15 protein-coding genes are annotated in these 14,536 nt (G+C 39.9%); 9 read left to right on the top strand and 6 right to left on the bottom strand.

The annotated features are described in order from the left end of the window. The first annotated feature begins 5 nt into the window (after positions 1-5). The gene (locus NYP69_RS04255; protein WP_115761998.1) at positions 6-530 is read left to right on the top strand and encodes a hypothetical protein; all 525 of its coding nucleotides are present in this window, start codon (positions 6-8) and stop codon (positions 528-530) included. A gap of 117 nt (positions 531-647) precedes the next feature. Next, positions 648-1,049 (top strand): transcriptional regulator, encoded by a 402-nt coding sequence (locus NYP69_RS04250; protein ID WP_004131321.1) that lies wholly within the window; start codon positions 648-650, stop codon positions 1,047-1,049. A gap of 181 nt (positions 1,050-1,230) precedes the next feature. Here NYP69_RS04250 and NYP69_RS04245 read toward each other — a convergent pair whose 3' ends face one another. The 4 genes from NYP69_RS04245 to NYP69_RS04230 form a co-directional block, all read right to left on the bottom strand. Beyond that, on the bottom strand, positions 1,231-1,602 hold the full coding sequence (locus NYP69_RS04245) for a hypothetical protein (RefSeq protein WP_115761997.1): 372 nt from the start codon (positions 1,600-1,602) through the stop codon (positions 1,231-1,233). A 161-nt stretch (positions 1,603-1,763) separates the two neighbouring features. Beyond that, entirely contained in the window at positions 1,764-2,924 is a 1,161-nt protein-coding gene (locus NYP69_RS04240) for a hypothetical protein (protein WP_060785710.1), read from the bottom strand. Next, positions 2,921-3,592 (bottom strand): response regulator transcription factor, encoded by a 672-nt coding sequence (locus NYP69_RS04235; RefSeq protein ID WP_115761996.1) that lies wholly within the window; start codon positions 3,590-3,592, stop codon positions 2,921-2,923. Before NYP69_RS04235 ends, NYP69_RS04240 begins: the two co-directional genes overlap by 4 nt. A gap of 257 nt (positions 3,593-3,849) precedes the next feature. Beyond that, positions 3,850-5,118: an MFS transporter gene (locus NYP69_RS04230; RefSeq protein ID WP_032819544.1), complete on the bottom strand. Its 1,269-nt coding sequence runs from the start codon at positions 5,116-5,118 to the stop codon at positions 3,850-3,852. A gap of 290 nt (positions 5,119-5,408) precedes the next feature. Between NYP69_RS04230 and NYP69_RS04225 the strand changes: the two genes are divergently transcribed. From NYP69_RS04225 to NYP69_RS04200, 6 genes are all read left to right on the top strand, one after another. Beyond that, positions 5,409-5,534, top strand: coding sequence for a hypothetical protein (locus tag NYP69_RS04225; protein ID WP_020758047.1), 126 nt, complete (start codon positions 5,409-5,411; stop codon positions 5,532-5,534). Positions 5,535-5,741: 207 nt separating this feature from the next. Continuing rightward, a complete protein-coding gene (locus tag NYP69_RS04220; protein ID WP_004131339.1) occupies positions 5,742-7,013 on the top strand; it encodes an ABC transporter substrate-binding protein in 1,272 nt (423 codons plus the stop codon). Between the two features lie 84 nt (positions 7,014-7,097). Next, on the top strand, positions 7,098-8,003 hold the full coding sequence (locus tag NYP69_RS04215; RefSeq protein WP_004118115.1) for a carbohydrate ABC transporter permease: 906 nt from the start codon (positions 7,098-7,100) through the stop codon (positions 8,001-8,003). Further along, positions 8,003-8,824 carry a carbohydrate ABC transporter permease gene (locus NYP69_RS04210; RefSeq protein ID WP_004112888.1) on the top strand — a complete coding sequence of 274 codons (822 nt, stop codon included), beginning with the start codon at positions 8,003-8,005 and terminating at the stop codon, positions 8,822-8,824. The genes NYP69_RS04215 and NYP69_RS04210 overlap by 1 nt, the downstream gene beginning before the upstream one ends. A 32-nt stretch (positions 8,825-8,856) precedes the next feature. Continuing rightward, the gene (locus NYP69_RS04205) at positions 8,857-10,236 is read left to right on the top strand and encodes a glycoside hydrolase family 13 protein (protein ID WP_410294424.1); all 1,380 of its coding nucleotides are present in this window, start codon (positions 8,857-8,859) and stop codon (positions 10,234-10,236) included. A 29-nt stretch (positions 10,237-10,265) separates the two neighbouring features. After that, the gene (locus NYP69_RS04200; protein ID WP_004131343.1) at positions 10,266-11,321 is read left to right on the top strand and encodes a LacI family DNA-binding transcriptional regulator; all 1,056 of its coding nucleotides are present in this window, start codon (positions 10,266-10,268) and stop codon (positions 11,319-11,321) included. A 147-nt stretch (positions 11,322-11,468) separates the two neighbouring features. Here the strand turns inward: NYP69_RS04200 and NYP69_RS04195 are convergent, their stop codons facing one another. Then, complete coding sequence (locus NYP69_RS04195) at positions 11,469-12,995, bottom strand: aminotransferase class I/II-fold pyridoxal phosphate-dependent enzyme (protein WP_473412966.1); 1,527 nt, start codon at positions 12,993-12,995, stop codon at positions 11,469-11,471. A 358-nt stretch (positions 12,996-13,353) separates the two neighbouring features. Between NYP69_RS04195 and NYP69_RS04190 the strand changes: the two genes are divergently transcribed. Further along, positions 13,354-13,620, top strand: a complete 267-nt coding sequence (locus tag NYP69_RS04190; protein WP_016797389.1) for a hypothetical protein — start codon at positions 13,354-13,356, stop codon at positions 13,618-13,620. Positions 13,621-13,676: 56 nt separating this feature from the next. Here NYP69_RS04190 and NYP69_RS04185 read toward each other — a convergent pair whose 3' ends face one another. Beyond that, complete coding sequence (locus tag NYP69_RS04185; RefSeq protein WP_473412965.1) at positions 13,677-14,513, bottom strand: nitroreductase family protein; 837 nt, start codon at positions 14,511-14,513, stop codon at positions 13,677-13,679. Between the last annotated feature and the right edge of the window lie 23 nt (positions 14,514-14,536).

Raw genomic sequence — 14,536 nt, 5'->3', positions numbered from 1 at the left:
GAATAATGAATAATCATACTATTGGTAAAGCAACTCTTATTGTTGGTGTGCTTAGTGCGATTCTTATGTTTAATGCGTGTGGAGGAGTAGGCAACAATAATGCGAGCGGTATGGGTGGCGCGCGCTCGCAAAATAGTTCACCTAGAGAGACTGTTGATTTTGCTCATATAGAGAAGGAATATCAGGAGTCCGTTGCAAAGCTTAGTTGGCCTGAAAAATATAAAGCTCCTGCAAACTTGGTTGGAGAAGAAAAAGACGCTCAGTTCCAGAGTGGATATGGCGATACACAAGCATCTAATTATTATCAGTGTGCTTGGGAGCGGCAATGGCTAGACACGTATGCTAGTGATGAACAAGCGGCAAGTAAAGCTTTGCGTGAGCTCGAAAAAGTGCCTAGCATGCCGTTTATGGGTCCAGACCGTTGTGATGATGCAACGAGAAACTTTTTCAAAGAGCACATGCGTAAAGCAAAACTAGGAGATCCGTCAGGATTCCAACAGGATGTGCAAACTAATTGTCCTGTGATGTAATTGCATTTGTATAACTTCATTGTGCTGATTTTGTATGCAATGCCTATTTACTTAATTGATAAATAGGCATATACTTATGTGTGTGAAGCGAAAAGAGTTGGAGAAAAGACTTAATCAATGAGTGCTACTGAGCATGATGATGCAACGACTTGTTTACAAATGGTGACCGCTATAGCTCGCAGATGCGATGGCTGGTGGGCTATAGAAGTGTCAGAAATACCAGGATTATTTACTCAAGTACGTAGACTTGATCAGGTTGCAGCAATGGTAAAAGACGCTGCTGCAACTTTAAATGTTAAAGTCAATGGCGTGAAAGTAACTCCGAAACTTAGTGAGCAAGATGAGCTTATGCTTCAGCGCATGTTAGATGCAAAATCTGCAGCTATAAAAACTCAAGAAGAAGCGTCTATGCTTATGCGTGAAACGGTCCGCTTATTAAGGAATCAGGGATTGACGGTTCGTGATGTTGCAGAGCTTACGGGAGTTACTCCGCAGCGAATAAGTTCGCTTAAAGCTTAGTAACTTAATGCAATGTGGTTGGGGCTATGCGCAAGTCAATCACTCAGTAACATATAAACTCTATGCAAAACAAATCATTAACAGATAAATAATCAAAGGCCAAGTCGTAGGATACATTGCTATAGCTTGGCCTTTGAAAATTGTGATATGTTTTTATATTAAAATTCGTAGTCTAATGCTTTTATTTATTCTTGGCAATTCCAAGAGCTTTTGAACTTTCATCCTTATCAAGGCCTATAAATAAAAGCACGATTATGCCAATAATCAGCGGAACATAACCGTATCCAGATCCGTGGATCATGCCGAATATTTCCATAAGTCCATTTGCTATTACAGCTAGTGAGGATACGATAAAATATAGTTGCGCGCACCACGGTTTTTTAATGAGAAATATGGTTGCAAGACCAAATAATCCAGCGATAATTTGAGGCACTCCCCATAGATAATCATTACGCATTACAATCAGCGCAATTCCGCTAGCAAGAAATACGCCATTGGCTATTGTCCAAAATACGGACGGAATTTGTGCTTTTGTATCTTCTAAATTACTCATATTCTTCTCCTTCTAATACAAGAAAATAATTGTGTATATAAAACCTTTACAATTTATAAATTAATGTCGCGCTAAAAGGTAAACAATATCTTGTATATGAAAACCTTTACAAATAATTACTAATTAAAACTACTCAAGATTCATTAATCTTTTAAACTGAATCAGTAAAGTATACTATTTATACGGTTATGTTCATTTTTGAAAGGGATAACTGCATTACATTCCCAATACTTGCCAAAGGCTCGAAAATAAAGTGAACCGCCTAAATGCTTTAGGGTATCGCGATGAAGCAGAAGCCCTTTTTGAGATACTGCGCGAATCACATCTTTACTTTTCTTGCCCAAAAATCGAACATTGAACTGTTTTATAACAATTTGTTTTTCGCGTATCGAAATTCTGATGTAATAAACTAAAGAAGCATATTTTCGAATGTTCAAATATAGTTCTTCGATTAATTCAATAACTTCACAGATGATTTCATCGCTAATGTCTTCAGGAATATCGTTACTAGATATATTGCATATGGATCTTCCTTTTAATCCACATGATTCATTGATTGAGTCGTTCATTTGTAGCGTATCTTCAATGCGCTGAATGAACTCGCTTCGAGCATCATGCTTAGCAGTATTTCCACGTAGAATGTCGATAATATTATGACCTTCTTCAAAAGCCTGATCTGCCAAATCATTTATTTCTTCAATAGCTTCTCGTTGCTTTTTAGAAATAGACTTGTCAAGTAATGCTATTTTACTTTGTAGTGCAATATCTGCAATCTTATTAGTTAATTTATCGTGCATTCGCACAGCCAAATTAAGATTATTAATTGTTTGCCTATCTTTTTCATAAAGAACCATTTTTTGGTGATAAATGCGCAAAATAATACCAGTGCAAACGCAAAATATATTTATTAAAAGGTAAGCAATAAGATACTTGAAAGACAAAGTTGATAGGTATCGGTATGCAACGTAGTGTAATGCATCTATTACTAAGAATAAAGGTAGTGTAAATTGAATCGGATATAAATATGAAATAAAAACAAATGATATGATGAGCCCGAAAGTTACTGGTGGGAGATTCAGACTAGGAATAACAAGAATGCTGAGGTGCACAAAAATATAGCACATGCTCATAAAATGCGGGAGCAAGCAAAGGAACAGATTCATAGCAGCAAGAATCATGTAAACTATAACAAGTTGTATTGTGCCATTGTCGCTATTTGAGTAAATATATGCATCCATTGCGCTCGACAAACATCCCAATAGTAAAAATGTTTTATTGTCAATAAGCTTTTCTCGCAAACGACGCATTAAGAAAATAATCATTGTGTATCATTTCCTAAATATTCATCATGCAGCCATGTGGTAATAAGTTGTGAACGATTCGTCACATTCAACTTTTTGAACACGCGACGAAGGATAGTTTCCACAGTACAAGTTTCAACAAATAAACGTTTAGCGATTTGCGCATTAGTCATTCCTTTACTGCACAACTTTACAATTTCAGTCTCATGATCCGTTAAAGCAAGGCGTCCCTTTTTTGGCTTATTTTGCAAACGTTGAAATGCTGTCATCGTGTCGTCAAAATGAAGATTGCCTATTATTTGCGGCTTGAACGCGCCTTGGATAATACTGCTAAGCATAGCGCAAATAGTTTCTGGGTGGTTTTTCCCAACAATGCCTTGCGCGCCTGCTGCCGATGCTTTTAATGCATAATCGTTGATAGGAAATGAAGTTATAGCAATTATTATTGGGAGCGAGTGTCTTCTTCGCAATTCGTATAATATTTTAATTCCCGAAACCCCAGACATATACATGTCAATTAGCAGCACGTCTGGGCATCGATTTTGACAAAACTGAATTGCTTGATCGGCACATGTTGACAACCAGCAAATATTGCAGGACGGAACAACCTGTTCAATATATGTTTTTAGGCCGTGTAGACAAAAACAATCATCATCAACAATGCCAACAGTAATATGCTTTGCTATCATATTGCTCCTTTAGAAAAGCATTATTTAAGTAATAATAATACTTGAATTTGTATGATGAATATCTTGTCTAGGAAAACCTTTACAAAGGGAATCTTATAAAGGTAGGTGCTGAGAGCCTAGGGGAGTTACTCCGCAGCGAATAAGTTCGCTTAAAGCTTAGTGATTCAAAGCAATGTGGTTGAGGCTTGGCAATGGCTGAGTGAATAATGCCGTGTGCATTTGTATAGCTTTATTGCGCTGTCGCGCTAAATGGCTTGTTATATGCTTCTTTTTACCCATGTTGATGGTGTCCAATAATCTTTGGTAAGCATTGATGGGTATGTTTGTTTACGAGTTTGAATAATCCATAAGGCTATACCTGTTGAAACAAGTATTACGCCAGCTGCAATCATTATGAATAATGATGAATTTAGATTTCCCCATGCTAGTACGCTTGCATACCCTACGATAATGCCGCATTGCTCCATAATGGAAGTAAAAGTAGTAGTCGCGCCGAGAATGCGTGTTGGTATGCCGTCGAGAAGAGCTGTTTGCCCATAGACAATAGTGGCGTCAAAAATAATACCTGCAATGAAAGCAGAGCAAAGAAAAAGAGCAATCCAATTATTAAGTGCGAAAATAAGTAAAGGAATAGAGAGGAATCCAGGTAATAAAATAGAGTATAAAATCTCATAATGAAGCACAATATATTTGCATAATACTGAACCTACAATCATGCCAATGTTAAATATGCTGACTATTGTTCCCCACGTGGATGCCGAATGAAAAAGTGTGAGACAATGGTGTGCTCCCATTAGTCTGAATGCGGCAAGCCATGATCCAGATTGTAATGCTGATGCTACTCCTAAGACTATTAACCATGGTGTAGATTTCATATAGTGTAGAGAAGCTGCAAAACCAGCGGTTTTATTGCTTCCTGTTCCTGTTTTCGTATTGTTTGCGCTATTTTGTGCTTGCTGGTTTAGATTAACTAACAGCAGAGGTAGCGCCGCTAGTATCATCACAATAGCAATGCTCGTAAAGAAAATGAGAGGATTGCATATATCAACAAATATGCCAGTAATCGCAGGTGCGGCAAGCCTGCTGAGATTAATCCACATGCGCATGCTTGCTAAAAACTTGGTTTTTTCGCCAGTTGGTACACTATACGCCATCAATACTTTTTGATTAGGTGAAGAAAATGCAGTAAAGAACCCGAATATTATGCCAAGTAGCGTAACCATAATAGTAATAAGATTATGCTGTGCTACTAAAGCAAAACCATATCCAGTGCACAACAAGGCAAAGCAGAACGTTAGCGCTATAAACAATTTAGTTGGTGGATATTTATCTGCAATAATTCCGCCAAGCGGTGCTGCTATGCAGGTCATAAGCGCTACTGATACCGCGTTAAGCGCTGCGTGAGATAAGTCAACATGCATTAAAAGATATAGACTCACGCCAAATCTACAGCTTGTTAAAAGAAAAGCATTAAGCGATAAAACGGCAATAATAAGAGTTGTGCGAATCCGTGCCGAAGCGTTCATTTCCTTCTCTTTTTTCTTTCATGTTATGAATGTCTTTCATATTCTGAATGATATATGCCTCTTGATATACACCTTTTTATGGACTGTGAGTGAAATGAGTGTTATAGGCAGGGGTTGCGGCTACTGGCGATAGTAGGAGAGGAAGTTAGAAAGTTTGCCCATTGCGTCGCGAAGCGTTTGCAAGCGCGGCAAGTAGATAACGTGTAATTATTTTAAGGGATTGACGTTTGTTTAACAATGTAGTAAATTGATTTACAAGAGTTTAGCATTGCAGTTCAAAGGAGACTGAAATGGAAAGAATACCTAAAGGTAAAAAGTTCCAATTTAAGGCATTGCTTGATGACAAACAGTGGGCATTTAAAGATAATGTCTTCGGAGTTGGAGGGGAGGAGGTAGAAACAAGCGTGCATTTTTGATTTGGTGTCTGTGTGAACATGACATGTAGATTTATATGAGCCAGTGTTTGCGGCAATTAAAAAACTGTTTGCTTGTTATGTAGTCATACAACAAAGAATAAAAAAATTACTAGTTTGTTTTCTGATGCTTTAGAGAATAGTTCGTCACCCATTTTCTAAATGCAAAATGAGTGCAAGTTAACATATGCAGATAAAAAGAAGGTTACAATGAAGAAACTTACAAAAATATGTGCATTAATCGGTGCTGCTGCAATGATTATTAGCGCAGGTGCGTGTGGTAGTGCAAAATCATCCGACGCTAATGGCTCAACACAGCTTACCATTTGGCATTATTGGGATGGCGCTAATGCCGATACCTTTGATGCAATGGTGAAGGATTTTAATGCTTCGCATAAAAATATTAAGATTAAGACTGCGAGCGTTCCGAATTCTGATTTTATGACGAAGCTTCGTGCATCGGCTTCGTCGAAGAGTTTGCCAGATATTTCTATAAGTGATTTGGTATGGGTGCCACAGATTGCAAAAATGGGCAATTTGACTGATCTTTCTAAGGTTATCAGCTCGAAAACGCTCGATGATGTGACTCCTGCATTGATTGACTATGGTCATATTGACGGCAAACAAGTTTCTGTGCCAGTTACTGCCAATAATCTTGCGTACATGTACAACAAGGACGTTTATAAAGCAGCTGGGTTAGATCCTAACAAACCACCACAAACATGGGATGAGTTGAAGAAAGTTGCCGAGACAATCAAGGAAAAGACAGGCAAGCCAGGGTATGATTTGCTTACTCAAGCAGGAGATAACGGCGAAGGTTTAACTTGGAACTTCCAGGTCAACTTGTGGCAAGCTGGCGGCGAATTCTTGACAAAGGATAATTCTAAGGCTGCATTCAATACGCCAGAAGGCAAGAAGGCTATGAACTTCTGGATGGATCTTATAAAGAGCGGCGTGAGCCCATATGCTAAGTGGGGCGAATTTGAAAAGGGCAAGGGTGGTTCTGCTCAGGAAGGTAGCTGGATGGTTGGCATCTGGGCGCCAGATCCACCATTTGATTTCGGTGTAGCGAAAGCTCCTCATCCAAAGGATGGCAAGGAAGCGACTAATCTCGGTGGTGAACAAGCAATCGTCTTCCATAATTCTGACGCTCGTGCCAAGGCTGCTGGCGAATTCTTGAACTGGTTCTTGCAGCCAGAACAGGTGATCAAGTGGTCGCAAAAGACTGGCATGCTTCCTGTAACGAAGAGTGTTGCAAAGTCTGATAAGTATTTGGATTGGGTTAAGAAGGAACAGCCTCGTTTAATTCCGTTTGTGGAACAAATGGAGATTGCTCATACGCGTCCAAATACGCCATTGTATCCAAAGATTTCCTTTGAATTTGCAAAGGCTGTGGAGAAGGCTTTCGCTGGAGAGCAGAGTGTTGACGAAGCGCTTGCGAATGCTGAAAAGGCAGTAAACGACGTGATTGCCAAAGGCTGATTGCATAAATACTGTGCCGATAGCTGGGTCAAAGGAAATGAAGTTGACTCAGCTATCGGAGTTCTTTGCATCAAGGAGTATGTAATGAAAAAACGTCATTTTCTCAAGTCTGCGCACAGGCACTACCAGAAAGATCAAGTAATATGTGCTGCGGTATTCTTGTTGCCAGCAGTGCTTATTATTGGTGGTTTCGTGCTGTACCCTGTGTTGTCTGCTGTATATATTTCACTAACATCGTGGGATGGATTCTCTCCAGAAAAGAAATTTATTGGCTTGGGAAACTATGTTCGTCTTTTCCAAGATCCTGAGTTTTTCAATAGCTTAATGGTAACGGTTATTTATGCTGCTGGTGTATGTGTATTAAGTGTGCTGACTGGATTGTTGCTCGCGCTTTTGCTTGATGCGCCTATACGAGGTAGGAGTATTTATCGTAGTATTTACTTCCTTCCAGTGGTTACATCTTCTGTGGCTGCAGCCATTGTGTGGAAATATATGCTCGATCCTTCTGGATTCGTGAACAGTGTGTTGATGAAATTCAATATACACGGACCAGATTGGTTACAAAATCGTTGGCTTGCGCTTATTGCATTAATTCTTTTGACCGTGTGGAAAAATATTGGTTTTAACGCTATTTTGTATTTAACTGCGTTACAAGCATTGCCAAAAAGCGTGTATGAAGCGGCTGCATTAGATGGAGCTACTGGGTGGCAAAAATTATGGAAGATTACTTTCCCATTGCTATCTCCAATGACGTTTTTTGTAGTAGTTCAGGCATTAGTAACGAGCTTCCAATCCTTCGACCTTGCATACATGCTCACTGGTGGCGGTCCTCGCGGAGGTACGGAAGTGCTTGGCATGATGATGTATCGTGATGCGTTCAAGCTCGGTGATTTTGGCTATGGAACAGCAATAGCGTTCATTACGCTTGCGCTAGTGCTAGGCGTGACGATGATTCAATGGAAAGTTTCTGGAGCACAAGGAGAAGAATAATGAAATCATCATTATGGTCGCGTTTGGCGCGTCATGCGATTCTGATTTTAGGTTCGGCAACAGTAATCATTCCATTTTTGTGGATGTTCACTACTTCTTTGCAAATGCGTGCTGAAACATACACGAATACTTCAATTTTTCCTACATCATGGCATTGGGAAAACTATATTCACGCGTGGCAAGCGGCACCGTTTGCGCAATATTATTGGAATACGCTATTGATGACGGTAGGAATTGTTGTAGGACATTTAATATTTGATGCCTTTGCCGCCTACGCTTTTGCGCGCTTAGAATTTCCTTTGAAGAAAACAATATTCATTCTGCTGCTTTCTGCATTGATGATTCCTAATTTTGTGATTGTTATTCCGTCTTATGAGATAGTCGCTAATTTGGGATGGGTTGATACGCTGTATGCTTTGATTGTTCCTAGGCTTGCAGATGTGTTTGGCATTATTTTACTTCGCCAATATTTTGCAACAATTCCTCGAGAGCTTGATGAGGCAGCGCGCATTGACGGTTGTGGCAGGTTTGGAATATTCTTCAAAGTAATCGTTCCATTGTCGTCTCCAGCGTTTGCGACGCTTGGTATTTTTAGTTTTCTCTTTGCGTGGAATGATTTCCTTTGGCCGTTATTAGTTACGAATACGGATGAAACTCGTACAATTCAGATTGGTTTAGCATCCTTCGTAGGGCGTTACGGAACCTCTTGGAATTATTTGATGGCAGGAACTTTGACTGCAACAATACCAAGTATTATTGTGTTCCTTTTCTTCCAACGTGCGCTTGTTAGAGGAATTGCCAATACTGGTATGAAAGATTAGAAATTGTAGAAAAATTAAGGATGGGGTTTATTATGTCTATACCACAGTGGTTACCTGATGCAAGATTTTATCAGATTTTTCCTGATCGTTTCTATCGTTGTGAAGGCTACGGTATGCTAACTGAAGGTCATGTGCCGCTTGATCCATGGGATGCTGAGCCTACGCGTGAGAATTTCTTAGGTGGTAATATTGCTGGAATTACAGAAAAACTTGATTATATTCATGATTTAGGGTGCAATGCGCTCTATTTGAATCCAATTTTTTCTGCTGCAACAAATCATCGTTATGATGCAAACGATTATTTTAAAATCGATCCACTTTTAGGAACTCTTGAAGATTTCCATACATTGGTAGATGAAGCGCATAAGCGGAATATACGTATAGTACTAGATGCAGTTTTAAATCATTGTGGTAAAACTCATTGGATGTTTCAAGATGTTGTTAAAAATGAAGAGAATTCAGAATATGTTAATTATTTTTCAGTGAAAAACTTTCCAGTTAAGTCATTGCCTGTACCTAATTATAAAACCTGTTCTGGTTGTGAATATCTACCGAAGTGGAATGTGTTTAATCCAAAGGTGCGTGAGCATCATTTTAATGTTGCGAGATATTGGATTGATCAAGGTATCGACGGTTATCGTCTTGACGTTCCATATTTTATTTATCCAGAATTTTGGCAGGATTTTAGGCAAGTTGTTAAAGCAAAAAATTCAGAATTATGTTTGATAGCTGAAGAATGGAGAGACCCCGCTCAATGGCTGCAAGGAGACACTACCGATAGCACAATGAATTATACTCTGCGTGATTTAGTTTTAGGTTTTACTGCAACGAAGCGGTTCAATGCATACGATTTTGTTAACGGTATTAACCGTTTGCAGGAGCGCATACCGTATGGATATCACCATGGGATGATGAATTTGTTGGGTAGTCACGATACTGAGCGTGTTTTAACTGCGCATCAAAATAATACTGAGGATTGCATAGCTGCCTACTGTTGCATGTTTGCCTGCGAAGGTGCTCCGATGATTTATTACGGTGATGAACTTGGTATGGTTGGCGATAATGATCCTGGGTGCCGTTCTGGTATGCAGTGGGATAGTCTTGATACAAATGCTGAAATATTCCGTACAATTGTTCAATTAAATGCATTGCGGCGTGATCATATTGCGTTGCGAAGGGGTACGCAAAGTTGTTACGCTGTTGACGAAGATACTGTCATTATTTCGCGAGAGCATAAGGAAGAATCTCTTTTGATGATTATTTCACGTAATAATTTGGTAGAATATAATTCATCGAAGCTACCTCAACAATTGCAAAATCATAATTGGCGAATTATAAATGGTGTAACTGTTGGAGATAGTTGGCGCCCTAATAAAGATAATTCTATGATCGTATTGCAGGCTCAACAGTAAAAATAATGTAGAAGTAAGAAGTGTGAAGCATGGGAAAGAAAATTACAATGCAGGATATTGCTGATGCAGCGCGTGTCTCTAAATCTGCTGTCTCCTTTGCGTATAATACTCCTGATCGCTTATCGTCAGAAACTGTAGAACACATATTTTCAGTTGCAAAGGAACTAGGATATGTGCGTAATCCTGTTGCTTATATGCTGAGAACTCAAAAGACAAATAGTTTGGGATTGTTACTACCGCAGCAATTAGGGCGAGTGCTAGAAAATCCATACTATTCGGAATTTATTCAGGGTATTGGGCAAATCTGTGAGCGAGAGGGATTGACGCTTCTTTTAGTGCCTCCACTTCGTAATTCTATGTTAAAAGCAATTCCTTATGCTGCAGTTGACGGTTTTATAGTAACTGGTTTAGAAGAAGATCGTGGTGAAGTTGAAGCTCTTATGCAGCAAGGAAAGCCATTTGTGATTGTTGACAGTGAGGTACATAGCCAGGCTCCGAGTATCAATATTGATGAGTCGCGCGCTATGAAAGAATTAACTGAGCATCTTATTTCATTAGGTCATCGCAATTTTGTGGTGATTTCTCCAGAATCAGGCAATGATGATGGGTATCTTTCTTGGCATGGAACAATTCGTCGCCGTATTGATGGTGTGATTTCTGCTTTAGAAGAGAATGGAATAGCTCCACTGGTCGATAAGAAAAATGTTATTGAAGTGCCATGTACTCGTACTGGAGGAGAAGAAGCTTTTGCGCAAATAAAACAAAATAATTCTGTATTACCAACTGCATTCATCTGTTTTAGTGATGTTATTGCGTTTGGAGTAATGGACGCTGCTAGACAGTCTGGTTTGCAAATTCCACGTGATATTTCTGTTACAGGATTTGATGATATAGATGAGTCTGCATGTAGTAATCCACCGTTGACAACAGTTAAACAGCCTGTTACAGCTAAAGGACGTTTAGCTGCTGAATATATAGTAGAAACTTTGAATGCTGGGTATGAACGCGCATCATCCCGTCACGTATGTCTACCTATTACTGTGCTGCTGCGTGAGTCGATTGGCCCAGTAGCATCTATAAGATAACAGGTTGCTTAGTAAATACTTTGATTCCTTCCTCCTATGAAAAATATAGTGCCACGTTAAGTTTTTTTAGCGTGGCACTATATGCATAATTTCTTGAATAGGGTCAGAATTAATCGTAATTTTTTGTTTATGCAAAAATTATGATTTCTACTGGCGATAGTAGGAGAGGAAGCTGGAGAGTTTGCTCATTGCGTCACGAAGCGTTTGCAAGCGCGGCAAGTAGACTACGCGGAAGTAGCCTGGAGTCTGCCAATTAAAGCCTTTGCCGTGCACAATCAGCAACTTCTGATCGCGCAGCAAATCAAGCGCAAACTGTTCATCGTCGTGAATGTTGTAGCGAGCAGGATCGAGTTTTACAAACATGTAGAAAGCAGCATCTGGCCGCTCAACGCTTACACCATCCATCTCTTGAAGTGCGTTATAGCAATACTCGCGCTGCTCATACACGCGTCCGCCTGGCTCCAAATACTTTTCAACGCTCTGGTATCCGCCCAAAGCAGTCTGAATAATCGACTGCGCAGGAACGTTCGAGCACAAGCGCATATTAGACAGCATGTTAAGTCCCATAATGTAGTCGCGAGCCTTGGATTTATCTCCCGAAAGACTCATCCAACCAATACGGAAGCCAGCAATCATATGCGACTTAGAAAGTCCGCTGAAAGTTACGCAGAATACGTCTGGAGCAAGAGAAGCAATCGAAATATGCTTCTTGCCATCCATAACAAGACGGTCGTAAATCTCGTCCGCAAAAATAATCAGATTAAACTCGCGCGCAATCTTAACAATCTCTTCCAAAACTTCGCGACTATACAGCACACCCGTAGGATTATTCGGGTTAATAATCACGATTGCTTTAGTGCGAGGGGTGATTTTAGAGCGAATGTCGGCAATATCTGGGTACCAATGCGACTTTTCGTCACACATGTAGTGCACAGGAGTACCTCCAGCCAGGCTAGCGCACGCAGTCCACAGCGGATAGTCTGGGCTTGGAATAAGAATCTCGTCGCCGCAATCAAGCAGTGCTTGCATAGAAAGGTTAATCAGCTCGGAAACGCCGTTTCCAGTGTAAATATCTTCCATTTGTACGCCTGGAATGCCCTTAAGCTGATCGTATTGCATAATCGCCTTGCGCGCGGAGAAAAGTCCGCGACTATCCGAGTAGCCTTCGCAGTCAATAAGCTGCTGCTGCATGTCGTAAATTACTTCGTCTGGAGCGCGGAAACCAAAAGGAGCAGGATTCCCAATGTTGAGCTTTAGAATATGCGTTCCGTTTGCTTCCATGCGGTTTGCTTCTTCAACAACTGGGCCGCGAACATCGTAAAGCACGTGCTCAAGTTTGGTGGATTTGTTGAAAGATCTATGTTTGAGTGTTTGGGAAAGTTGTTCTTCTGTAAGCTGTGGCTGATTTAATTGTGATTCTTCTGCAGACTGGCAGTTTTGCGCGGTTTTTGCGCAAGAATGCCCACCTTTGATTCCGTCGCTGCTAATTCCAAGAATTTGTGCAAGCATATCTCGCACGTCTTTGCGTGGCTCAGTTTTTCCGCTTAAATATTGACTTAACTGGCTTTTGCCAAGTTTATGGCCATCTTTTGCTGCAAGCTCGATTACGTCAATCTGCTTATATCCCTTGATTTTCATGGCCTTTTTAAGGTCGTTTGCAAAATTCTGTGCCATAATCCGTCTTTCTTATAGAAGCTTATAAAATCAGCATTCTTAAATTGAACAAACTTACAACAAAGTTCAAAATAGAAGATATAAATTGAACTTTGAGGCGATTAAAAGACAATTTTACGCGCCAAAACTCATTTTGCAAGCATAAAGTTGAATTTATTTTGAATTTTGACCAAATTCTGGCTGAGCAATAATTAAGAATTGAACTAAAAAGACATTAAATTGAACTTATTTTGATTTGCTGGAATACGATTTTGCGCAAGCCGCAATCTTGTAGTGTGTTTGTATTAAAAAGTGCCTAAATTGGGTACAATCGCACTACATAAAGTTGCGAATCAACGCAGTTTATTGCGGTGATACTATGGGTTACATGTATTTCTTTACTCCGCGCAGATGTGAATCTACTCAAAAAATAATGTACGCCAACAAAGGGCAGGCTCTTATTGCAGCGGATAAAAGTTTTACAGAACGTGGAGCAAAGCTGTGGGTTTATAAATGCGATTATTGCGGAAGTTGGCATTTAACGCATTCAAATCCTGCGATTCGTAAGTATTGCGATATGCGCTCGCGGTTTGAAACAACAAAACCCAAGTCTAGAAAACGCGGATATAAACCGCGTATTCGCTAAATAATTAACGCTAAATGCTTAACGCTAAAAAATCAGCAAATCAGTGAATCAGCAAATCAGTACTTAAAAGTAAATCCTTGCGCATTAAGCTGCGATTCGCAACTATGGTTTTTGGCTCCAGAATCTACAGCAAGCTTTGTGATTTGCGCACTGAATGCGTCCACTGGCCTATCTGCATTACGCAAATCGTAGTATTTATGCACTCTTTCGTCGAAGTCTGCAAGTTTTTCAATCAAAACATCATCGCTGCTAGGGTATTCATTTTCAAAGAATTGCATACTCGAGTCCATGCGTGGCTTTAATTCTGGGCTTTGGTCTGGCTTGCCGATTGCAATCCCAAGAACGGGATACGTGTATTTTGGCAACTTCAAAAGTTCAATTAAATCTGGAATATTATTCAAAATTGAACCAAGGATTACGCAACCGAGTCCAAGCGATTCTGCGGCTGTTTCCATTGCGTGTAGTGCAAGAACAGCGTCGTTTTGCGATTGAGAGAATCTGTAGCCTGTTTTAAGAGTAAAATCGCTTCCGTCTGCATCAATGCCGTTTTTGCGCGCTATAGCAGCATTTCTGTGCTGGTCAATAATAAAAACGTACAAAAGTGGCGCTGTTGCTATGTAAGTTTGATTGCCAAGTTTAGAAAGTTTTTGTTTAAGATCTTTGCTTGTGATTTTGATTGCAGACCAGTCGTTCAAAAACTGACTGCAAGCTGCGCGCTGTGCTGCTGTTTCCAACGTTTTTGCAATATCTTCGCTAATCGGCTCGTTTTTAAAAGCGCGTATAGATCTGCGATTAAGAAGCGTTTGAATAGTTTGATTCGCATATGCATTTTGCGCGTTGTTTTGCGCATTATTTTGCTCGCTGTTCTGTGCGTTGTTTTTAGTTGACGTCATATTTTTATGTTAATGGTAACGAA

Source organism: Gardnerella sp. c17Ua_118 (genome assembly GCF_055804255.1).
Note: the sequence above shows the minus strand (reverse complement) of the source record. Positions and strands in the feature narration are given on the sequence as shown.